Raw genomic sequence first — 21797 nt, forward strand, 5'->3', positions numbered from 1 at the left:
CTGTGTCCGGAATTATGACCGCCAGCTTTCAGACGGGTTCCACGGAAACCAGCATCGGTGTGAACCAGTTGCCAGACACCATTTCTCCCAATTCTTCGGCGCCGAAAGACGCCTTCTCTTCGTATTCGAGGTTCGTGCAGCGCCTGCGCCGCAGGTATGCAGCCGAGCTTTCATTGCTTCCCCCTGGCGCGCCGCGGCGCGAATCGATGACGGTGGCCTACGAGGCACTGCGCCAGCGCGGGGACGGCGTCGGCGACGCTCTGCGCATTGTGCGGCAGCTCGTGATGGAGCGGCTTGTAACTCTTGATTGCGACGAGCAGGCCCCGCTGGCCGTGGTGACCACCGCCGTCACCGAGCTGGCAGAGCTGGCGCTCGACATCGCGTGCCAAGAGGCCTGCCGCGAACTCGACGCGTCGCACGGCGCCCCGCTGGGCCCCGAAGGCCAGCGCGCGCAGCTGTGGATCGTGGGCATGGGCAAGCTCGGCGCGCGCGAGCTCAACGTGTCGAGCGACATCGACCTGATTTATCTCTACGACGTCGACGGCGAGACCCAGGGCGATGCCGACGGGCGCGGCCGGCTGGCCAACCAGGAGTACTTCGCGCGGGCGGTCAAACGCATCTATGCGCTGGTGGGCGACACCACCGAGCACGGCTTCGTGTTCCGCGTCGACCTGGCGCTGCGGCCCAACGGCAACTCGGGCCCGAGCGTGGTCTCGCTCGATGCGCTGGAAGAGTATTTCCAGGTGCAGGGACGCGAGTGGGAGCGCTTCGCCTGGATGAAGAGCCGCGTGGTCGCGCCGCGCGACATCGTGCTCGCAGGCCAGGCCCAGGGGCTGCGCGGCGCGGTGCTGCCCTTCGTGTTCCGCCGCTATCTCGACTACAGCGTGTTCGATTCGCTGCGGGTGCTGCACCGGCAGATCCGCGAGCAGTCGGCGCGCCGCAGCGCCGGACGCCCGGAGCGCGCCAACGACGTGAAGCTCTCGCGCGGCGGCATCCGCGAGATCGAGTTCACGGTGCAGTTGCTGCAGGTGGTGCGCGGCGGCCAGTTTCCGGAGCTGCGCACGCGGCCCACGCTCGACGCGCTGCAGCGCCTTGCGCGCGCCAACCTCATGCCGCAGGAAACGGCCGATTCGCTGGCCGCGGCCTACGAGTTCCTGCGCCGCGTCGAGCACCGCATCCAGTACCTCGACGACCAGCAGACCCACGTGCTGCCGGTGTCCGACGACGACCTGCGCTGGATCGCCCAGAGCATGGGCTACCCCAGCTGCTGCCCCTTCCTCGAGCAGCTCGACACGCACCGCGAGTTCGTCGCGCAGGAGTTCGACAAGCTGCTGGGCGGCGAGAAGCCCTGCAACGGCAAGTGCAATGGCAAGAAGGCCGCCGCGCCCGCCGACCTGGCCGACCTGCTCGGCGACCTGCCCCCGGTGTTCGCCGAGCGCATCCGCGACTGGTGCGAGCAGCCCCGCGTGCTGGCCCTGCGCGAGGAAACCCGCGCGCGCCTGCGCCAGCTGGTGCAGCGCACCGGCCAGTGGCTGAAGGAACCCGACGGCGACGGCGCGGGCCAGACCCCGCGCCATGTCGACGCTGCCATGCGCTGGGCCGACTGGATCGAGCCGCTGCTGCGCCGCGAAAGCTACCTGGCGCTGCTGGTCGAGCGCCCCGCCGTGCAGGAACGCCTGCTGCGCCTGCTGGGCGCCGCCAAGTGGCCCGCGCGCTACCTGATGCAGCACCCCGGCGTGATCGACGAGCTCGCGAGCGACGAGATGCTCTCGGGCCGCTTCGTCGCGGCCGAGTTCGAGCGCGAACTCGACGCGCGCCACGCATCGCTCACCCGTACCGGCGAAGCCGACGAGGAGCGGCTGCTGAACCTGCTGCGCCATGCGCATCACGCCGAGGTGTTCCGCACGCTGGCGCGCGACGTGGACGGCCGCCTCACCGTCGAGCAGGTGGCCGACGACCTCAGCGCGCTGGCCGACGCCACGCTGCGCGTGACCGCCCGCTGGTGCTGGCCGCACGTGCGCAACCGGCATCGCGAGGTGCCGCAGTTCGCGATCATCGGCTACGGCAAGCTGGGCGGAAAGGAGCTGGGCTACGGCAGCGACCTCGACATCGTGTTCGTCTACGACGACGACGACGAGCGCGCCGGCGAGGTCTATGCGGCCTACGTGCGCAAGCTCATCAACTGGCTCACGGTGAAGACCCGCGAGGGCGACCTCTTCGAGATCGACACCGCCCTGCGGCCCAACGGCAACTCCGGCCTGCTGACCACCAGCTTCGAGGCCTACGAAAAGTACCAGCTCGGCCGCGGCAGCAACACCGCGTGGACCTGGGAGCACCAGGCCATGACGCGCGCGCGCTTCGTGCTGGGCAGCGAGGACCACGGCGCCGAACTGGGCGCGCGATTCGACCAGGTGCGCGAGGCCGTGCTGGTGGCGCCGCGCGACCGCGAGGCGCTGAAGGCCGAGATCATCGCGATGCGCAACAAGCTGCGCGGCGCGCGGCCGGTGAAGGCCGACCGCTTCGACGTGAAGCACAGCCCGGGCGGCATGGTCGATGCCGAGTTCGCGGTGCAGTTCCTGGTGCTGTCGTCCTCGGCCGAGCACCCCGAGCTGATTCCGAACGTGGGCAACATCGCCCTGCTGCTGCGCGCCGAACTGGCCGGGCTGCTGCCCGAGGGCGTGGGCCGTGGCGCGGCGCGCGCCTACCGCGAGCTGCGCCGCGTGCAGCACCGCGCGCGCCTCAACGAGGAGCCCACGCAGGTCACGCCGCCCGCGCTGGCGGCCGAGCGCGATGCCATGCTGGCGCTCTGGAAGGCGGTATTTGGCTGAGGGAACCCGTTCCCCGGCCACCACCGCGCTGGCGGCGTGCGCGGTAGCCGTCGCCGTTCTTCTTGCGGGCTGTGCCAGCGGCCCGCGCAGCGGCGGCGGTGTGGCCAGCGGCCGCGACGGCCCCGGCACCAACATTCCGCCCGACCTCGCCAACGTGCCCGACGCCGAGCCCCGCGTCGAGCCGATCCGCAGCATGGGCGGCACCAGCAAGCCCTACACGGTGCTGGGCCGCGGCTATGTGCCGATCACCGACGACCGGCCGTTCCGCGAATCGGGACTGGCCTCGTGGTACGGGCGCAAGTTCCACGCGGCGTCCACGTCCAGCGGCGAGCCCTACGACATGTACGCCATGACGGCCGCGCACAAGACGCTGCCGCTGCCGAGCTACGTTCGGGTGCGCAATCCGGCCAACGGGCGCGAGGTGATCGTGCGCGTGAACGACCGCGGGCCCTTCGTGGACGGCCGCATCATCGACCTGAGCTACACGGCCGCGCTCAAGCTCGACCTGCTGCGCGGCGTAGCGCCGGTGGAGATCGAGCGGATCACGAACGACGACATCCGCACGGGCGCATGGCGGCGCGATTCGGGGACTGCGTATGCGGCGGCTCCGGTTCCGGCTGCTGTTCCTGCTGCTGTTCCTGCGCCCGTGCGTGTGCCGTCGGCGCGCGCGCCACAACAACCGGTGCAGGTGCCGGCCGAATGGACGGCGCCCGTCGCAGCAGCGGGCAACGATGCATCGCAGGTTTCGACGATGCCGGTGGCGCCGCAGACGCCGATGGCCGCTGCACTGCCGCCCGGGGCAGAGTCCGAATCGGCGCAGTCGCCGCCATCGATTCCGCCCTCTCGGCAGGCCATCGTGGTCAATGACCTGGCGCCGCTGCAGGCTGCGCCGGCGTCACCCTCTCCTAGCGCCGCGCAACCCTCGGCGGCGCTGCCGGGCTTCTGGGTTCAGCTCGGCGCTTTTCGCGAGCGGGATGGTGCACAGAGCCTGCTGACCCAGGCCGCGCGCGGCGTACCATCGCTGGCGTCGCAGCTTCGCGTGTTCAGCGAAGCCGGAACGCATCGGCTGCAGGCGGGGCCCTTTGCCTCGCGCAACGCGGCCGGCGAAGTCATCGCCCAGCTGCGCGAGAGCCTGCACATCTCGCCGATGGTGGTGGAGCGCCGGTAGCAATCAGAGCAGCGGCTTGACCGCCACCGGCACGCCGCTGGCGACGTTGAGGCGATTCCAGGTGTTGATCTGCGCGATCGCCACCGACAGCTCGGCAATTTCCAGGTCGCTGAAGTTGGCCTTGAGCGCCGCGAATTCGGCTTCGCGCGCATCGTAGCGGTCGGCCAGCCGCGTGAGCGACTCGGCCCATGCCAGCGCGGCGCGTTCGCGCTCGTTGAAGAAGCTCACCTCGCGCCAGGTGGCGAGGCTGTTGATGCGCTGCCATTCCTCGCCCTGCTTGCGCAGGTCGCGCACGTGCATGTCGAGGCAATAGGCGCAGCCGTTGATCTGCGAGACGCGGGCGTAGACGTAGTCGACCAGCACCTTGCCGAGCGTGCTCGACTCGATGGTGGCGTTGACGCCGAGGATGGCCTCGAAGGACTTCGGGACGAGCTTGAACCAGTTCAGGCGTGCGGTGGTGTTCATGGTTTGGTTTCTCCGGTGGGTTGCGATGGAATCGATCTGCTTACCTACCGAAGACGGGCGAGCCGGGCGCCCTGTGACACGCCGCGCGAATTATTTCGAGGAAAAGATCTGAGCGATGCGCGCGAGCTTGTCGGGGTTGCGCTGCGCGCGGATGCGCACGATGCGGTCGTTCTCGATCTCGAAGGTCTGGGCCGATTCGAGCTCGCCGTCGAGAAAGCGCAGCATGCCGGGCTCGCCGTTGATGTCGACGATCTCCATGCGCACCGCCGGGCCCATGCGGCGCCACAGCGAGTAGTAGAGCTGCGCGAGGCGCTGGCTGCCGCGCAGGATCTTGCTGAAGGTCTGCACCTTGCCGCCGCCGTCGCCGATGAGTTCGACATCCTCGGACATCAGCGCCTTCAGCTCATGCAGGCTGCCGCGCGCGGCAGCGTCGGCGAAGGCGCGCAGCAGGCGCTCGTGGGTCTCGCGCGGCACGGTGAAGCGCGGGCGCCCTTCCTGCACCTGGAGCTTGGCGCGGTGCACGATCTGGCGGCAGGCGGCCTCGGTCTTGCCGAGGGTGAGGGCGATCTCGCCGTAGTCGGCGTCGAACACCTCGCGCAGCAGGAAGGCGGCGCGTGCCTCGGGCGCAAGGCGCTCCAGCATGGCGAGAAAGGCGACGGAGATGTTGTCGGCGCGCTCGAGCAGCTGTTCGGGCGTGGCGGGCGAATCAGGCTGGCCGGTCAGCGTGGGCTCGGGCATCCAGGCGCCGATGTAGTGCTCGCGCTGGATCTTGGCGGCGCGCAGCCGGTCGATCGACAGGCGCGTGACCACGGTCACGAGCCAGGCTTCGGCGCTGTCGAGGGTGTCCCTGGCGGCTTCATGCCAGCGCAACCAGGCGTCCTGCACGACCTCTTCCGCCTCGGCCATGGAGCCGAGCATGCGGTAGGCGATGCCCTGCAGGCGCGGGCGGTGGCGGTCGAAGGTGAGGGTTGCGTCGTCCATGCGGGAAAGACGGCCAGCGTCCCCGGTTTGTGACATGGATTCTGCAAAAAAACGCCCCGGCATGCGGGGCGTTTTCTGGTCTAGGCGCCTGGGCTTATGCGCCCTGGTATTCAGGCTTGGGGCCGAGGGTGGCCGCCAGTTCCTTGCGGTAGCGGTTCAGCTCCTGGACAGTCTTGAAGCTGCGGTTCATCAGCAGGCTCAGGTTGTGCAGGATGCGCTCGCCGACCTTGGTTTCCCAGACGGCGTCGAACTTGATCTGCTTGTCGAGCCAGTGCTCGAGCCAGTCGGGGTCGGGCATGCGGCTCTGCACGGTGTCGCGGGGGAAGTGCGCCTTGCTCACGTGCAGGTTGGTCGGGTGCAGGGCCTGGGCCGTGCGGCGGGCGCTGGCCATCAGGACGCCGACCTTGGTGAAGGCGGCACGGGCCTCGTCGCCGAACTTCTCCATGGCGCGCTTCATGTAGCGCAGGTAGGCGCCGCCGTGGCGGGCTTCGTCCTGGCTCAGCGTGGTGTAGATGTGCTTGATGACCGGCTCGGTGTGCCACTGGGCGGCACGGCGGTACCAGTGGTTGAGGCGGATTTCGCCGCAGAAGTGCAGCATGAGGGTTTCCAGCGGCGGGGCCGGGTCGAAGTCGAAGCGCACCTCGTGCAGCTCTTCCTCGGTGGGCGCGTGCTTGGGGCTGAAGCGCTTCAGGTACTCCATGAGCACCAGCGAGTGCTTCTGCTCCTCGAAGAACCAGATCGACATGAAAGCGGAAAAGTCGCTATCGTGGCGGTTGTCGCGCAGGAACATCTCGGTGGCCGGCAGTGCCGCCCACTCGGTGATGGCATTCATCTTGATGGTCTGCGCCTGCTCTTCCGACAGCAAGGAGGCGTCGAACGACTGCCAGGGAATGTCCTTGTCCATGTCCCAGCGGACGGATTCGAGTTGTCTGAAGAGTTCCGGATAGAGCATCTATATCTTTCTAAGGCCGTCGATTTTAATCGGCCCGTTTGGCGCGCCCATGACAGAAGCGCGATGATGCGGATACGCGCGCCGTCGCGGCACGGATGCGCACATCCCTTTTTGATTCAGGAGCCCGCCATGCGAACCCCCTTCCGATTGTCGATGCTGTGGCGTTGCGCCCCTGCGGTTTCCCTCGTGGCGAGCCTCGTTTCGACCGTTCCGGCCCACGCCCAGACGGCAGCCGCAGCGCCCGCTCCGGCAGAGGCCGCGGGATGCCCGGCGATCCTGCAACACACCTTCCCGCGGCTGCAGGATGAAAAACCCCAGTCCCTGTGCCAGTACTCCGGCAAGGTGGTCCTTGTGGTCAATACGGCCAGCTTCTGCGGCTTCACGCCGCAGTACAAGGGCCTGGAGTCGCTGGACATGAAGTACCGCTCGCGCGGCCTGGTGGTGCTGGGCTTCCCGTCGAACGATTTCGCCCAGGAATCGGGCTCCAACAAGGAAATCGCCGATTTCTGCGAAAGCACCTTCGGCGTGAAATTCCCGATGTTCGCCAAGTCCTCGGTGCGCGGCACCGACGCGAATCCGCTGTTCAAGCAGCTCGCGCAGGCCTCGGGCACCACGCCGAAGTGGAATTTCTACAAGTACCTGATCGGGCGCGACGGCAAGGTCGTGCAGGCGTGGTCGAGCATGACGGCGCCGGACGAGAACGGGTTCGTGAGCGTTATCGAGAAGCAACTCGGGCCGAACTGATCGCCAGCAGTTTTTACCGACCGGTCGATTTTTGCACCACCCCCCAGCCGGCCATCGGGAACAAACGTTTACAAACCAGACGGGAACCGTGCCGCCGATGCCGCGCTCCTAAATCGCGTGGGCAGTGACTGACTACTGACTTTCTGCCCCGCGGTTTTCATGTTGCGAGGTCTTCCGGGCGCTTGCCGTCTGGTCGAAATCCCGAGGCGATTCTTCTCCTCCTCCCTCCCTCCCTCCTTCGCGTCGGGGCGCCTCGCAGCATTTTTGTATTCGGGCCGGGCCAGGGTGGCGCGACAGCGCGAACCCGGTCCGCGCCACCCTCTCTGCTCGTTCCCCTCTGAATCCGGTTCACGCCATTGCGCGCAATCGGGTCATGGCCGAAAACGACAATCTCCACCCGCCGGCAGGACGAGCCCGAGGCGAAGCTCCCGGCTGGGACGTCCTGCGCCGACGCCGGGTTGATACACGCTGCGCGATCGCTGAAAGACAAAAAAGGCGCCTCGCGGCGCCTTTCGTAGGGCCCTGCGAGCTCAGGGCTTGGTGTCGATGAAGCTGGGCCGCAGCATCAGCTTGTCGAAAAGCTTCGCGAGGTTGCCGTAGTCCTTGCGCCAGTCGATCTCGGGGAAGCGCAGGTCCAGCCAGCCCAGCGTGCAGCCCACGGCGATGTCCGACAGGCTCAGGTGGATGCCGCTGCAGAAGGGCTTGTCGCCCAGGCCCTTGGCCATGGCGGCGATGCCGTCCTCGACCTTGGCGCGCTGGCGCTCGATCCAGGCGGCGCTGCGCTCGCCATCGCCGCGGCCGGCCCAGGTGGCTTCCAGGCGCCAGAGCACGCCGGCGTCCATGACGCCGTCGGCCAGCGCCTCCCAGGTCTTGACCTCTGCGCGCTCGCGGCCCTGCTGTGGAATCAGCTTGCCTACCGGCGACAGCGTGTCCAGGTATTCGACGATCACGCGGGAGTCGAACATCGCCTCTCCGCCTTCCATGATCAGGCAGGGGACCTTGCCCAGGGGGTTGGAGTTGGAGATGGTGGTGTCGGCAGCCCAGACGTCTTCGATCACGAACTGGTAATCGAGCCGCTTCTCGGCCAGCACCACGCGCACCTTGCGCACGTAGGGGCTGGCGGCGGATCCGATCAGTTTCATGAAGGCTCTCTCCCTATGTATTGATGACGTTTGTTAATAGTCATTTTAGGTGAACGGGAAAACCAGAGCCCGAATCGACCCCAAAGCGTCGCGCCGGCCCCACCGGGCGGCGGCCGCCTAAAATTGAGGCATGAGCTTTTCCACCGTTTCCGCCCTTTCCCCCCTTGACGGTCGCTACGCGGCCAAACTCGCGGCGCTGCGTCCGCTGATGAGCGAGCAGGGCTATATGCACCGGCGCGTGCAAGTCGAGGTGGCGTGGTTCATTGCGCTGTCCGACTGCGGTTTCGCCGAATTCAAGCCGCTGACCGGCGGCGCGCGCAAGTACCTGATGGGCCTGGTGTCCCATTTCTCCGAGGCCGACGCGCTGGCCATCAAGGAAATCGAGAAGACCACCAACCACGACGTGAAGGCGGTCGAGTACTGGATCAAGTCGAAGTTCGAGGCCCGTCCCGAGCTGCTCGCGGCCGCCGAGTTCGTGCACTTCGCCTGCACCAGCGAGGACATCAACAACACCAGCCACGCCCTGCAGATCCAGGCCGCGCGCGACAAGGTGGTGCTGCCGGCCATCGACGGCCTGATCGCCAAGCTGCGCGAGATGGCGCACCAGTTCGCCGGCGTGTCGATGCTCTCGCGCACGCACGGCCAGACCGCCAGCCCCACCACCGTGGGCAAGGAAATCGCCAACGTGACGGTGCGCCTGTCGAAGGCCCGCGAGCAGATCGCCGCCGTGAAGCTGCTGGGCAAGATGAACGGCGCGGTCGGCAACTACAACGCCCACCTGGCCGCCTGGCCCGACTTCGACTGGGAAGCCTTCAGCCGAAAGGTCGTGGAAACGCCCGCGCCGCTGGGCCTGGGCCTGAGCTTCCAGCCCTACAGCATCCAGATCGAGCCGCACGACTACATGGCCGAGCTGTTCGACGCGGTGGCCCGCGCCAACACCATCTTGATCGACTTCTCGCGCGACATCTGGGGCTACGTGAGCCTTGGCTACTTCAAGCAGCGCCTGAAGAAGGGCGAGATCGGCTCCTCGACGATGCCGCACAAGGTCAACCCGATCGACTTCGAGAACGCCGAGGGCAACCTGGGCCTGGCCAACGCGGTGCTGCGCCACCTGAGCGAGAAGCTGCCGATCAGCCGCTGGCAGCGCGACCTGACCGACAGCACGGTGCTGCGCAACATCGGCGTGGGCTTCGGGTACGCCACGCTGGCCTATGCGAGCCTGGCCACCGGCCTTGGCAAGCTCGAGCTGAACGATGAAGCGCTGGCCGCCGACCTCGACGCCTCGTGGGAAGTGCTGGCCGAGCCGATCCAGACGGTGATGCGCCGCTTCGGCGTGCAGGGCGCCTACGAGCAGCTCAAGGAAGTGACGCGCGGCAAGACCGTGACCGCCGAGGCGCTGCACGGGCTGATCCGCTCGCTGGACATCCCGGAAGCCGAAAAGGCCCGCCTGCTGGCGATGACTCCCGCCAGCTACGTGGGCAAGGCGGCGGAACTCGCCAGTAGAATTTAAGCGTCCTGTATCGATGCAACAGCCGCCTGAAGGCGGCTGTTTTGCGTCGGTGGTTATCCTTTTCCAGCCAACGCCCCGCCGGGCGCCAGCCAGCAACATTCTGCGAGGGGCCCGCCGCCCCTCTGTTGGTCATGCGCGCCCCTCTGAGACGCCTCTGGCTCAAGGTCCATCGCTGGATCGGCCTCACGCTCGGTCCGATCCTCGCACTCACCGCATTGCTCGGCGCCATGCTGGTGGTGGGGCTGCCGCTCGACCGCTGGGCACATCCCGATTTCTTCATCGCCCATTCGGCGCGTTCGACCCCGGCCGGCGACGCCACCAAGGCCGTGCTGCCGCTGGAGGCCCTGCGCCAGCGCCTCGCGGCCGAGTTCGGAACCGACGCCGACTTCACGCTGCGCCCGCCGCGCAAGCCCACCGACACGCTGCAGGTGCGGGTGCGCGGCAAATGGGAAGGCACGCTCTACCTCGACCCCGCCACCGGCGCCGAGCAGGGACGCCGGGGCACGCACGAGGGCGCCTACAACATCCTCTTCGAGCTGCACAGCAGCCTGCTGCTGGACGACACCGGCAAGGGCGTGCTCGCCTTCGCCGCGCTGGCCTACCTGTTCCTGCTGGTCACGGGCATCGTGCTGTGGTGGCCGGTGCGCTGGCCGCCGTCGCTGCGCATCGTGCTCGACCGCGGGCTGCTGCGCGGATTGTTCGACCTGCACCGCACCGGCGGCGCGGTGCTCGGCCTGCTGATCGCGGTGTCGGTGGCCACGGGCGCGTACATGGCGTGGCGGCCGCTGGGCAACTTCATCTCCAGCGCGATGGGCCAGCAGCCCGTCAAGGCGCCGGTGATCCCCAAGGGTGCGGCGGCCGGCCCGCTCCTGCCGCTGGACGAGCTCGTGGCGCGCGCACAGCAGGTCTACCCCGGCCAGCCCATCGGCTTCATACAAGTGCCTGCCAAGGCCGGCCGGCCGATGCGCGTGCGCTTGCGCCTGCCGGACGATCCGCATCCGAACGGCATCGGCTCGGTGTGGCTGAATCCGGTGACCGGCGAGGTGCTCGCCGCGCGCAAGTGGCAGGACCTCGACGCCGGCAACGGCGCGGTGGCGGTGATCTATCCGCTGCACACCGGCGAGCTCGGCGGGCCGCTGCACGAGGCGGTCACTGCCCTGCTCGGCCTCGCGCTCGGCAGCCTGGGCCTCAGCGGCGTCTGGCTCTGGTGGCGCCGACGCGCCATGGCGAGCGCCGCCCGCGGCGACGACACGCTTTCCCAAGGCACGACCGCGCCCTGAGCGGCTCCACGCCGCGCACGACCTGCTTCTTCATCATCAGAAAACCCGTAGGAGGGATCTCCCTTGTCGTTCACGCACAAACGCACAGCCATCGCGATGGCGCTGCTTCCCCTGAGCCTGCAGGGCTTCGCCGCCGAGGCCGAGCCAGCAGCAGCAGCCGACGCGGCCAAGTCGCTGGAAACCATCACCGTCACCGGCGACTGGCTGGGCAGCCCCAGCGAAACCAAGGTGCTCGAGCACCCCGGCGCGCGCAGCATCATCGAGCGCAAGCAGATCCAGGAAAGCGGCTCCTCCAACGTGCGCGACGTGCTGCGGCAGATGCCCGGCGTGCAGGTGCAGGAGAGCAACGGCACCGGCGGCAGCGACATCTCGCTGAACGTGGGCGTGCGCGGCCTGACCTCGCGCCTGTCGCCGCGCTCCACCGTGCTGCTGGACGGCGTGCCGCTGGCCTACGCGCCCTACGGCCAGCCGCAGCTGTCGCTGGCGCCGCTGTCGCTGGGCAACCTCGAAGCCGTCGACGTGGTGCGCGGCGCGGGCTCGGTGCGCTACGGCCCACAGAACGTGGGCGGCATCATCAACTTCGTGTCGCGCGCGATCCCGAAGCGGTTCTCGGGCGAGGTGAGCGTGGGCGTCGAAAGCGCCGGCCACGGCGGCGGCACAAAGACCACGCCCAATCTCTTCATCGGCGGCACCAACGAGAACGGACTGGGCCTGGCGCTGCTGTACTCGGGCACGCACGGCGACGGCTTCCGCCAGAGCAACGACCGCACCAGCATCGACGACCTGATGCTCAAGGGTGCCTACCGCATCTCGAAGACCGACGACGTCGCCATCACGCTGCACCACTTCGAGGGCAAGGGCCGCATGCCCGGCGGCCTGACGACGGCGCAGTTCGCGGCCAACCCCTTCCAGTCGGACCGCCCCTTCGACGAGTTCACCGGCCGCCGCACCGACGGCTCGGTGAAGTACACGCACAACGACGGCGTGAACAAGTTCGAGATGCTGACCTACTACACGGACTCGTACCGCAGCAGCTTCCTCGAGCAGGAAGGCACCGGCGCGAACAATGGCCGCCGGCGCCTCACCTCGGCGCCGCGCAACTACAAGACCTTCGCGGTCGAGCCGCGCTACTCGCGCCTGATCGATTCGGGCAGCGTGGTGCAGGAAGTCAGCGTCGGCTACCGCTACCTGAAGGAAGAGGCATCGGAAGTCGCGACGCGCAGCGCCTACTACCAGCCGCGCCCGGGCTTCAACGCCTTCGGCCTGGCCAACCCCGCCTACCAGACCAGCAAGGGCGGCACGACCGCGCATGCGTTCTACATCGACGACCGCATCGACTTCGGCAACTGGACGATCACGCCCGGCGTGCGCCACGAGTCGATCCGCTCGTTCAACGACGTCTACACCATCACGAACGGCCGGGCCACCGGCGCGATCTATCCGAAGATCGATTCGGACGAATGGCTGCCCACGCTGTCGGTGCTCTATCGCATGAGCGACCGCTGGTCGGTGTTCGCGAACGCGGGCGTGTCGTTCGGGCCGCAGCAGTACGCGCAGCTCGCTCAGTCGACCACCGGGCTGCACCCCGAGAAGGCCAAGACGTACGAGATCGGCACGCACTACAAGGGCGAGGCCTGGAGCGGCGAGCTCACGCTGTTCAACATCAACTTCGACAAGGAGCTGCTGCTGGCGCGCTCCATCACCGGCGACGTCGGCCAGTGGACCGACCTGGGCGCGACGCGCCACCGCGGGCTGGAATCGGCGCTGCGCTACGACCTCGGCACGCTGAGCGAATCGCTCAAGGGGCTGTCGGTATCGGGCACGTACACCTACACGCAGGCCATCTCGAAGGCCGGCGCATTCGCCGGGCGCGACCTGCCCTTCTACTCGCGCCAAGTGGCGACGCTGGGCGCGCGCTACGAGCGCGGGCCGTGGACCTTCAACGCCGACATCTACGCGCAGTCGAAGCAGCGCTCGCCGGGCTCGCCTGACGACGGCGCACGGTACGTCACGCTGGAAGACGCCACCGGCCGGCTGGGCGACATTCCCGGCTATGCCACGATGAACCTGCGCGCGGCCTACGACTTCGGGCCGTCGATGAGCAACCTCAAGGTCGCGGTGGGCGTGAAGAACCTCTTCGACCGCCGCTACTTCAACCGCTCGGTGGACAACAACGGCGGCAAGTACGTGGGGCAGCCCCGCACGGTCTACCTGCAGGCCTCGGTGGCGTTCTGAGGCTTCGCCCGAGGGGTGCCGGCGGGCGCCGGGCCTAAACTCGCGCACCCATGGCCCTCAAATCCACCATCTTCAAGGCCACCCTCGCGGTGGCCGACATCGACCACGGCTACTACGCCGACCATGCGCTGACTCTGGCGCGCCACCCCAGCGAGACCGACGAGCGGATGATGATCCGGCTCGTCGCGCTCGCGCTCAACGCCCACCAGCTACAGGACGTGTGCAACGGCGACGGCACGCTGGCCTTCGGCGCCGGCCTGTCGAACGTCGAGGAGCCCGACGTGTGGCTGCGCGACTTCACAGGCGAGGTCAAGCTCTGGATCGAGGTCGGCCAGCCCGAAGACAAGCCCATCATCAAGGCCTGCAACAAGGCCGACGAGGTGATCGTCTACGCCTTCAACCACGCGGCCGAGATCTGGTGGCGCGGCATCGAGAACAAGCTCACGCGGCCGCAGAACCTCAAGGTGTACCGCGTGCCGACCATTGCCTCGCAGGCGCTGGCCGCGCTCGCGCAGCGCAGCATGCAGCTGCAGGCGACGATCCAGGAAAATACGCTGACGCTGGGCGACGGCGTCAACAGCGTCGACATCGAACCCTTGCGCTGGAAATAAGCCTCCGCGCAGCTAGGCGAGCGGCATCATCTGGCCGCACTGCCAGCACTGCTCGAAACCGCCTTCGACCTGCTCGCCGCACACGCAGCGCCAGCTGCGCTGCGGACGGTGCTGCAACTCGTGCAGCAGTCGCTTGGCAAGATCGAACTGGTTCTCGTCGTCGATCCAGATCTCGGGCAGGCACTGGTCGGGCGGCAGCTGGCCCATCACCGCGCCGAGGAATTCGCGCTGCACGGTGGCGGCCACGCCCTCCTCGCGCAAGGCATGCGCCCACACGGTCGCGATCGCGAGATTGGGAGCTTGCGCGAGGCGGCGCATGGTCAGGGGGCCCAGTTCTTCTCGTCGTCGGGATCGAACTCGGGCTCGTCGGCCGACGCAGACGAAGACGGATCGCGCTCCGCCTCGCGTGCGCGCTCGGCATATCGGTTGAAGCGCCAGGCCGAGTCTTCCATGGTGATGCGGCGCCATGTGGCGCGCTTCTCGACGGGCGACATGCCGGGCCAGAACTGCACTTCGTCGAAGCTGCGGCCGCAGCCCTTGCACTCGTCGTCGCCCTGGCTGGTGGAGCAGATGGCGATGCAGGGCGTGTCGGGCGTGCTGTCGTACCAGGCCATCCAGGCGGCCCAGGCCTTCTGCGGAAAGCCGACCTCGTCGACCTCGTCCTCGTGGTGGAAGACCATGAGCGCGTAGACCTCGGCCAGCGCCCGCAATTCGGGACCCAGCGTGACGCCGTCGGGCGAGGGAGTCCTGTCGCGCCAGTAGTTGATGGCGGCCTCGATGTCGGTGATGTGTATGGCGGCCATGGAGCGTGAAAAAGCAGCGGACGGCGATCATAGTCCGGCAATGTCCCGAAGCATCAAAGGGACATGATCGCTATGAAAACAAGAGCATCACACCTTGTATTCATGCGCATCTTGAAGCGGTTCTCTTTAAATTTCTGAAAACTTTCGATTGCGCCACCTGGAGCTTGGATGCTCTAATCCGCCGCACGAAGGGGAGTAGCTCCCGAGCGCTGTCGGCCACGACGGCGCGAATCGTCAGGTCGTCAATACGAAGCAAAACACTTCCGGCCTGCCGGGCAACGTACGCGCTCTATTTTTCGCGCGCACGCTGTCGAGCAAGACCTTCGATTTGAACCTGTGCAGGTTTGGTCGAAGCGTTCGCAAGTCCCCGGAATCACCCGGCCTTCATTCCTCGCTTTCGACCCGCCCCGCACGGGATGAATCGAAACGCATAGACATGCGCCTTCCGTCGTCACCCCTGAAGGGAGAGGCAGGGGCGCGAAGACAAAAGAGGAAAGCTATGGAAATGTTCATGACCCCGGAGTTCTGGGTCGCAGTCGGTCAGATCATCATGATCGACATCCTGCTGGGCGGCGACAACGCCGTGGTGATCGCGCTGGCCTGCCGCAAGCTCCCGCCGGCCCAGCGCACGCAAGGCATCCTGTGGGGTACCGCGGGTGCGATCGCGCTGCGCGTGATCCTGATCTTCTTCGCTCTGACCCTCCTGGCCATTCCGTTCCTGAAGCTGGTGGGCGCGATCCTGCTGCTGTGGATCGGCGTCAAGCTGCTGGCTCCCGAACACGACGACGCGCACGGCAACATCGCCGGCAGCGACAAGCTGTGGGGCGCCGTCAAGACCGTGATCGTGGCCGACCTCGTGATGAGCGTCGACAACGTGATCGCCATTGCAGGCGCCGCCCAGGGCGCCGGCGACAGCCACCAGATGCCGCTCGTGATCTTCGGCCTGCTCGTGAGCATCCCGATCATCGTCTGGGGCAGCCAGCTGGTCATCAAGCTGATGGACCGCTTCCCGATGATCATCACCGCCGGCGGCATGCTGCTCGGCTGGATCGCCGGCACGATGGCCGTGTCCGACCCGGCTCTGGCGAACACCGCCGCCTGGACCTGGGTGCCGAAGGTGCCGCAGACCGACGTGATCAAGTACGCAGCCGGCGTCCTCGGTGCGCTGCTGGTGCTGGTGATCGGCAAGTGGGTGGCCGCGCGCCATGCCCGCAACAAGCACGAGGAACCGGCGGTGACGACCGGCTGAGCGCCGGTGGTCATTGCCCCCGACCGCGAACGAACTTCCTGTCCAACCCAGTCTCTGTCACTCTAACTACCTGAAGGAGCACGCCATGGAAAAGATCATTCTTTACGTCGACGACGCCACCTACGCCTGCGAGCAGTTCGCCGAACTGGCGCCGGATGCCAACAGCGTCGTGGCGCGCCATTGGGTGCTCGTGGCCTGCGCTCCGCGCATGACGCATCGCATCAGCAAGTGGGTGAGCCACAGCGCCCGCGAGAACTGGCGCGCCAAGTGGTTCAGCAAGGTGCAGGCGCAGATGACGCCGCTGCTGGAGCGCAACGGCGGGCAGGTGACGGCGGTGCTGGCCAAGGGCCCGCTGGCCGAACTCACGGCGCAGCTCAAGCGCGAGCATTCGGCCGCCCACGTGGTCGATGCGCGTCGTCCGAAGGTCGGCGTCGACCTGGAGCCGGTGACGCCGGACCAGACGCCGCCGCACCAGTCGGGCTGGGCATTTCCCGGCGCAGTGATGGGCATGGGCGCGCTGCTGGTGCTGGCGAACGAGCTGGCCGAGTAAGACCGCAGGAAGCAGCCTCCCAAATCGACGAGCCCCGGCGCGGCAACGCACCGGGGCTCGTTGTCTTTTGCGGGCCCTGGTGGGGTATCCTGCCGCCATGCGCATCATCCTCAAATGGCTGCTCAGCGCCGTGGCGCTGCTGGCGGTCGCCTATCTCTACAGCGGCGTCCAGGTCAACAGCTTCGGCTCCGCGCTGATCGCCGCGGCGGTCATCGGCCTGCTCAACATGATCGTGCGGCCCGTGCTGGTGATACTGACGCTGCCCGTCACCATCGTCACCCTGGGGCTCTTCCTGTTCGTCATCAACGCGCTGCTGTTCTGGGCCGCCTCCGGCCTGCTGGGCGGCTTCCACGTCAACGGCTTCCTGGCCGCGCTGATCGGCTCGCTGCTGTATTCGGTGCTGGGGCTGCTGATCGAGTCCGCGCTGGGCGGACTGCTCTCCAAACGCTGAGCGCCCGGGAGCGCTCGAGTCACTTGAGCGGCGGCTCCGCCGCCTGCTCCTTCACCAGCACCTCCACCGCACGAGCGCGGGTGTCGATGATCGACGCCTCGTAGTGATCGACCACCTTGGACTGGCGGACGATCTCCTGCGCGGCCTTGAAGCGGTCGCGCGCCGCGGGGTAGTCGAGGATCGCCACGTTCGCCTCGGCGTCGGCGCGCACCGCGCGCAGCGTGTCGTTCTGCGCGCCATAGAGGTTGCCGAGCGCGCGCCAGACCGTCGCGTCGCGCGGGTTGGCGGCGACCCAGTCGCGCAGCACGGGAATCATCGGCGCTGGCTGGCGCATCGCCGTGGCGGCCTCTGCCGACAGCAGCATCTCGGGCCGTTCCTTCGACCTGGCGTCCAGCAGCGCGGCCGCCCTGGGCGCCGCACCCGCGGCAAGCTCGATCTCCGCGCCGAGCCAGCGTGCCTGCTTTGCCGCGGCAGGGTCGTCCGCCACGCGCGCGGCAAGGCGCTCGGCCAGGGCGCGCGCGGTCTTGTAGTCGCGCATCTCCTTTGCCGACAGCGCCGCCGCGTACAGCGTGCCCGCCTGCTGCGCGGGCGAGCTCTTCGCGAATTCACCGCTGGAGGCCGAATCGATCCATAGCCGCAGCACGTCGACGCCGGGGCGGGTGAGCACGCGGGCGCGCGAGGCGATCATCGCGTGGTCCATGGCCAGCGGCTGCGGCGGCACCGTATCCATGTTGAACTGGAAGCGGCCCTGCATGTCGGAGATGCGCTCGGTCGTCAGCGGGTGGCTGCGCAGATAAGGATAGGAGCCGTTGTCGTTGAGGCGCGAGGCGTACTGCAGCTTCTCGAACATCGTGGCGGCGCCCTGCGGCGCGAAGCCGGCCTGCGTCATCACGCCGAAGCCGATGCGGTCGGCCTCGCGCTCCATGTCGCGCGAGAAGTTCAGCTGGTTCTGCGCGAACATCGCCTGGCTGCCCATGATCATGGCCTGCCCGGCATCGCCGTTGCGGCTCTTGCCGGCGGCGATCATCCCGAGGATCAGGCCGGCGATCATCAGCGGCATCTGCCGGCCCTGCTTCGTCATGATCCGCGAGATGTGGCGCTGCGTGACGTGCGAGAGCTCGTGCCCCAGCACCGTGGCCAGCTCGTCGCGGCTGCCGACCACCGCCACCAGCCCGAGGTTGAGCCCGAGGTAGCCGCCCGGCAGCGCGAAGGCATTGATGTTGCGGTCGCGGCCCAGCAGGATCGTCCAGGCGAAGCGCTCGTCGAGCTCCGGCGTGAGTTCGCCGCGCGCGCGGGCGGCGACCAGCAGGCGCTGCCAGATGTCCTGCACGTAGGCGGCGATCACCGGGTCGTCGATGTAGTCGGTGTCGCGGTAGAGCTCGCGGGCGATCTGGTCGCCCAGATGGCGCTCGGCGCTGGCGGTCATCTCGCCGCCGTCGCCCATGCCGGGGAGCACCTGCTGGATCTGCGCCAGCGCGGGCACCGGCAGCAGCACCTGGGAAGCTATCAAAACACTAGCGCACAAGGCTTGCAGGGTGGGCCTCGGCAGGCTTCTGGAGTGGGGTTGGGGAGTCAAGCGCGGCATTCCTCGTCTGTGGCTCGGGCTCGTATGATGCACCTCCAACCTGATCGTTCACCCATGAGCACCCTCACCCATTTCGACGCCCAGGGCCAGGCCCACATGGTCGACGTCGCCGCCAAGCCCGCAACCCACCGCGTGGCCGTCGCCACGGGCCGCATCGAGATGCAGGCGGCGACGCTCGCGCTGATCGAGTCCGGCACGGCGAAGAAGGGCGACGTCCTGGGCATCGCGCGCATCGCGGGCATCCAGGCGGCGAAGAAGACCAGCGACCTGATTCCGCTGTGCCATCCGCTGGCGCTGACCCGCGTGGCCGTGGCCTTCGCGCTGGCCGACGCGGGAAGCGCGCCCCAGGTGGTCTGCACGGCAACCGTCGAGACCGTGGGGCCGACGGGCGTGGAGATGGAGGCGCTGACGGCCGTGCAGGTGGCGCTCCTGACGATCTACGACATGTGCAAGGCGGTGGACCGCGGCATGCGGATCACCGACGTGCATGTGCTGGAGAAGCACGGGGGGAAGTCGGGGAGCTGGGTGGCGGGAGCCTCCGAGTAGCTCGACGAAGCCTCCTCGAAGCATTCCGTCCCTCGGCCAGGACACGTCGTCCTCGACCGGGTGGCATCGCGCCAGCCACAACAAATGACCGCCCCGGCCAAGCCGCACGCCTGCTGCGCTTGCGCCTGACCTGCCCGGGCAGGCAGAGGCCGCAAGTCGGCTGAAACGCCGATCGTCCCTGAGCCGCTGCACAGCATGTGCTGTGCAGCACGCCCCCTTCCCTTCATCCACTCGCGTCGCGAGCAGGTATCAGCGATGCCTGCGGTACAGCGCCGCCCCCAAATCCGTCGAGCCCGACAACGGATCGACAACGAATGTCTCCTGACGGTTGCCATAGCCCGACGAGCGGCGCACCGATCACGACTCGCGTGCCGCATCATTCATAAACAATTTTAGACAAAGTTAACATCAGTTAACACGATGAAGATCTCTTTTGTTAACAAATCGCTTCCCGATCGATGAACTCCTTTTCCCGTCAAGCAAGAAATGCCGGCCGCGTTGCGGGTTTCACGCTGATCGAGGTGCTCGTGTCCATCGTCGTGTTGTCCTTCGGGCTGCTGGGCATGGTCGCGCTGCAGGCGGCGTCGCTGCAGGCCAATCGCGATGCCCGCCTGCAGTCGACGGCGGTGGTGCTGGCCCGCGAACTGGCGGAAATGATGCGGGGCAACAAGGACCAGGCGCTGCTCGCCACAAACAATCCTTATCTGACTGGCAAGTTGTCGAACCCGTTGGTGGCCCCGAGCGCGTCCTATTGCCTTTCGGTCGGAAGCTCGTGCAACACGCCGGAGAAAGTTGCGCAAGCCGAACTGACCGATTGGCTGGCACGGGTGGACGACGCGCTGCCGGGCGCAAGTGTCCGTATCTGCCGCGACACCGCGCCCTTTGCATCTGACGGCACGGCACAGTGGAGCTGCACCTCCTCCGACAGCAGCGATCCGATCCTGGTCAAGATCGGCTGGAGCCGGCCATCCCTGAAGAGTGGCGACACGAACGTCTGGAAGGCGTCGGACCGGCCTTCCGTGGTGCTGGCGGTGACGCCGGGGAGCACGCTTTGATCGCCTCCTCCCTTCCCGCCTTCTCCTCGTCCCGCCGCGCCGTTCGCGGCCTCACGCTTGTCGAACTGCTCGTGGCCATGGCCGTGGGCCTGGTGGTCGTGCTGGCAGCGGTATCGGCCCTGTCGGTGGCGCAACGTGGATTCACCACGGTCGATGCGGCTTCGCAGTTGCGTGACAACGGGCGGTTCGCGGCGGACATGATCCAGCGCATCGGCGTGCAGGCCGGCTACAAGGATGTGTTCTTCGCGGCGACACGCCCGAAGTCCGCCGCGAGCAACCCGGCGCCCAGCGTCATGGGGTTCAACAACGCCAAGGTCGACCTCTCCGATCCACTGGCCGCATCCAGCGAATGGCCGAGCAGGGAAGCCGGCGCGGGCAGCGACGTGCTCATCCTGCGCTACCAGGTGGCGCAGACCTTCGCTCTCACCGCGGACACCGGTGCCGACAAGTCCATGATCGACTGCGCCGGCAACGCGCCCTCGACGGCGCCGAACGCCAACGACGCGGGTGCGCGGTACACGCGCATGGCCAGCATCTTCTCGGTGGGGCAGAGCCAGGGCGAGCCGTCGCTGCTTTGCACCTACTACGACGCGGCGACGAGTGCGTGGAAATCCACGCCCATCGTGCAAGGCGTCGAGAACTTCCAGGTGCTGTACGGCGTCGATGGCGTCACCGCGGGCCAGGCTCCTGCGAAGAATGCCGCGGTACCCGATGTTCCGAACGCCTATCTGCGGGCAGACCAGATGCACGTCGATGGCGATGCCGCCGCAACCCTTGCGAATTGGCGCCGGGTGCGCAGCCTGCGCATCGGCATGGTGTTGCGCAGCGCCAAGGGTGCCGCGCAGGACATGGATGCGCAGACCTTCCATCCGCTCGGCGCCGCAAAGGGCAGTGACAAAGGTCTACTCGGCAGCGCCTTCGCAGTCGACGACGACGCCGGCACCACCTTCCAGCCGACGCCCGATGGGCGGTTGCGCCAGGCCATGACCTTCACGATCCACCTGCGCAACGACCAGGGGCTCTGAAATGAAGCATGCACTCTTCAGCCGCTGCGCACGGCCCAGCCGCCAGGCCGGCGCGTCGCTGATCGTCGTTCTGCTTCTGCTGGTGATCGTCTCCATCCTCGGCGCGGGCGCGGCGCAGATCGCCACCATGGGCGAGCGCAGCGCTCGCAACGACCGGGACATGCAGGTCGCCTGGCAGTCGGCCGAAGCGGCGCTGATGGATGCCGAGTTCGACATCCACGGCCCTGCCGCCTCCAGCCGGCGTGCCGTGTTCACCGACATGGCCAACACCAACGCCTTCGTCGGCGGTTGCGGCAGTTCGGACAGCAGCAAGGGCCTGTGCGCCCTCGAAACCACCGGCAAGCCCGCCTGGCTGGCGGTGGACTTCACCGCAACCACCGGCGCCAGGACCACCGCCTACGGCGAGTTCACCGGCCGCAGCTTCCCGGCGGGCGACAACGGCATCCAGCCGGCCAAGGCGCCGCGCTATGTCATCGAACCGGTCGAAGACCCCTCCAACCGCGACGCCTCCGGCGGTTCCACCAGATACATCTTCCGCGTGACGGCCATGGGCTTCGGACCCCGGGCCGACATCCAGGGTGTCGCCCAGATCATCTATCGCGACTGACGCGAGCAGC

General features: G+C 67.6%; 21 protein-coding genes. 14 read left to right on the forward strand and 7 right to left on the reverse strand.

Translation table 11 applies throughout. From position 1 onward, the window contains the following. The first annotated feature begins 14 nt into the window (after nucleotides 1–14). Both glnE and ABL838_RS30565 read left to right on the forward strand, forming a co-directional pair. Complete coding sequence (gene glnE, locus ABL838_RS30560) at nucleotides 15–2828, forward strand: bifunctional [glutamate--ammonia ligase]-adenylyl-L-tyrosine phosphorylase/[glutamate--ammonia-ligase] adenylyltransferase (protein WP_418123362.1); 2814 nt, start codon at nucleotides 15–17, stop codon at nucleotides 2826–2828. Continuing rightward, entirely contained in the window at nucleotides 2821–3996 is a 1176-nt protein-coding gene (locus ABL838_RS30565) for a septal ring lytic transglycosylase RlpA family protein (RefSeq protein ID WP_418123364.1), read from the forward strand. The genes glnE and ABL838_RS30565 overlap by 8 nt, the downstream gene beginning before the upstream one ends. A gap of 3 nt (nucleotides 3997–3999) precedes the next feature. Here ABL838_RS30565 and ABL838_RS30570 read toward each other — a convergent pair whose 3' ends face one another. The 3 genes from ABL838_RS30570 to ABL838_RS30580 all read right to left on the reverse strand — a co-directional run bounded on the left by ABL838_RS30570 (nucleotide 4000) and on the right by ABL838_RS30580 (nucleotide 6394). Next, nucleotides 4000–4461 carry a carboxymuconolactone decarboxylase family protein gene (locus ABL838_RS30570; protein ID WP_126021066.1) on the reverse strand — a complete coding sequence of 154 codons (462 nt, stop codon included), beginning with the start codon at nucleotides 4459–4461 and terminating at the stop codon, nucleotides 4000–4002. A 90-nt stretch (nucleotides 4462–4551) separates the two neighbouring features. Further along, the gene (locus ABL838_RS30575; RefSeq protein ID WP_184639367.1) at nucleotides 4552–5442 is read right to left on the reverse strand and encodes an RNA polymerase sigma-70 factor; all 891 of its coding nucleotides are present in this window, start codon (nucleotides 5440–5442) and stop codon (nucleotides 4552–4554) included. A gap of 94 nt (nucleotides 5443–5536) precedes the next feature. Next, nucleotides 5537–6394 carry a ferritin gene (locus ABL838_RS30580; protein ID WP_093195975.1) on the reverse strand — a complete coding sequence of 286 codons (858 nt, stop codon included), beginning with the start codon at nucleotides 6392–6394 and terminating at the stop codon, nucleotides 5537–5539. A gap of 129 nt (nucleotides 6395–6523) precedes the next feature. Between ABL838_RS30580 and ABL838_RS30585 the strand changes: the two genes are divergently transcribed. After that, the gene (locus ABL838_RS30585) at nucleotides 6524–7138 is read left to right on the forward strand and encodes a glutathione peroxidase (RefSeq protein WP_184639364.1); all 615 of its coding nucleotides are present in this window, start codon (nucleotides 6524–6526) and stop codon (nucleotides 7136–7138) included. 530 nt (nucleotides 7139–7668) lie between these two features. Here the strand turns inward: ABL838_RS30585 and ABL838_RS30590 are convergent. Beyond that, complete coding sequence (locus ABL838_RS30590; protein ID WP_418123366.1) at nucleotides 7669–8280, reverse strand: glutathione S-transferase N-terminal domain-containing protein; 612 nt, start codon at nucleotides 8278–8280, stop codon at nucleotides 7669–7671. A 130-nt stretch (nucleotides 8281–8410) separates the two neighbouring features. Between ABL838_RS30590 and purB the strand changes: the two genes are divergently transcribed. The 4 genes from purB to ABL838_RS30610 all read left to right on the forward strand — a co-directional run bounded on the left by purB (nucleotide 8411) and on the right by ABL838_RS30610 (nucleotide 13916). Next, nucleotides 8411–9790 carry an adenylosuccinate lyase gene (gene purB, locus ABL838_RS30595; protein WP_126021062.1) on the forward strand — a complete coding sequence of 460 codons (1380 nt, stop codon included), beginning with the start codon at nucleotides 8411–8413 and terminating at the stop codon, nucleotides 9788–9790. Nucleotides 9791–9921: 131 nt separating this feature from the next. After that, a complete protein-coding gene (locus ABL838_RS30600; RefSeq protein ID WP_418123368.1) occupies nucleotides 9922–11070 on the forward strand; it encodes a PepSY-associated TM helix domain-containing protein in 1149 nt (382 codons plus the stop codon). Between the two features lie 96 nt (nucleotides 11071–11166). Further along, nucleotides 11167–13305, forward strand: coding sequence for a TonB-dependent receptor family protein (locus ABL838_RS30605; protein ID WP_418123370.1), 2139 nt, complete (start codon nucleotides 11167–11169; stop codon nucleotides 13303–13305). A gap of 50 nt (nucleotides 13306–13355) precedes the next feature. Next, nucleotides 13356–13916 carry a YaeQ family protein gene (locus ABL838_RS30610; protein WP_184639358.1) on the forward strand — a complete coding sequence of 187 codons (561 nt, stop codon included), beginning with the start codon at nucleotides 13356–13358 and terminating at the stop codon, nucleotides 13914–13916. 12 nt (nucleotides 13917–13928) lie between these two features. On the opposite strand, the gene ABL838_RS30615 is transcribed toward ABL838_RS30610, so the two are convergent. Both ABL838_RS30615 and ABL838_RS30620 read right to left on the reverse strand, forming a co-directional pair. Then, the gene (locus ABL838_RS30615; RefSeq protein WP_126021059.1) at nucleotides 13929–14234 is read right to left on the reverse strand and encodes a putative signal transducing protein; all 306 of its coding nucleotides are present in this window, start codon (nucleotides 14232–14234) and stop codon (nucleotides 13929–13931) included. A gap of 2 nt (nucleotides 14235–14236) precedes the next feature. Then, nucleotides 14237–14719, reverse strand: coding sequence for a DUF3717 domain-containing protein (locus ABL838_RS30620; protein ID WP_184639356.1), 483 nt, complete (start codon nucleotides 14717–14719; stop codon nucleotides 14237–14239). A gap of 499 nt (nucleotides 14720–15218) precedes the next feature. Between ABL838_RS30620 and ABL838_RS30625 the strand changes: the two genes are divergently transcribed. The 3 genes from ABL838_RS30625 (at nucleotide 15219) to ABL838_RS30635 (ending at nucleotide 16969) form a co-directional block, all read left to right on the forward strand. Then, nucleotides 15219–15968, forward strand: a complete 750-nt coding sequence (locus ABL838_RS30625) for a TerC family protein (RefSeq protein WP_126021057.1) — start codon at nucleotides 15219–15221, stop codon at nucleotides 15966–15968. A gap of 85 nt (nucleotides 15969–16053) precedes the next feature. After that, nucleotides 16054–16518, forward strand: coding sequence for a hypothetical protein (locus tag ABL838_RS30630; protein WP_369660365.1), 465 nt, complete (start codon nucleotides 16054–16056; stop codon nucleotides 16516–16518). Nucleotides 16519–16615: 97 nt separating this feature from the next. Then, complete coding sequence (locus ABL838_RS30635) at nucleotides 16616–16969, forward strand: phage holin family protein (protein WP_126021055.1); 354 nt, start codon at nucleotides 16616–16618, stop codon at nucleotides 16967–16969. A 19-nt stretch (nucleotides 16970–16988) separates the two neighbouring features. Here ABL838_RS30635 and ABL838_RS30640 read toward each other — a convergent pair whose 3' ends face one another. Continuing rightward, nucleotides 16989–18554: a M48 family metalloprotease gene (locus tag ABL838_RS30640; RefSeq protein ID WP_418118460.1), complete on the reverse strand. Its 1566-nt coding sequence runs from the start codon at nucleotides 18552–18554 to the stop codon at nucleotides 16989–16991. 54 nt (nucleotides 18555–18608) lie between these two features. Between ABL838_RS30640 and moaC the strand changes: the two genes are divergently transcribed. The 4 genes from moaC (at nucleotide 18609) to ABL838_RS30660 (ending at nucleotide 21787) form a co-directional block, all read left to right on the forward strand. After that, nucleotides 18609–19100, forward strand: coding sequence for a cyclic pyranopterin monophosphate synthase MoaC (gene moaC, locus ABL838_RS30645; protein WP_126021053.1), 492 nt, complete (start codon nucleotides 18609–18611; stop codon nucleotides 19098–19100). A gap of 458 nt (nucleotides 19101–19558) precedes the next feature. Continuing rightward, on the forward strand, nucleotides 19559–20155 hold the full coding sequence (gene pilV, locus ABL838_RS30650; RefSeq protein WP_418123373.1) for a type IV pilus modification protein PilV: 597 nt from the start codon (nucleotides 19559–19561) through the stop codon (nucleotides 20153–20155). After that, nucleotides 20152–21180 (forward strand): PilW family protein, encoded by a 1029-nt coding sequence (locus ABL838_RS30655; protein ID WP_418123374.1) that lies wholly within the window; start codon nucleotides 20152–20154, stop codon nucleotides 21178–21180. The genes pilV and ABL838_RS30655 overlap by 4 nt, the downstream gene beginning before the upstream one ends. A 1-nt stretch (nucleotide 21181) precedes the next feature. After that, entirely contained in the window at nucleotides 21182–21787 is a 606-nt protein-coding gene (locus tag ABL838_RS30660) for a pilus assembly PilX family protein (RefSeq protein WP_418123375.1), read from the forward strand. Nucleotides 21788–21797: the final 10 nt, after the last annotated feature.

It is taken from the genome of Variovorax sp. 160MFSha2.1 (genome assembly GCF_048305075.1).
GTDB lineage: Bacteria > Pseudomonadota > Gammaproteobacteria > Burkholderiales > Burkholderiaceae_C > Variovorax > Variovorax guangxiensis.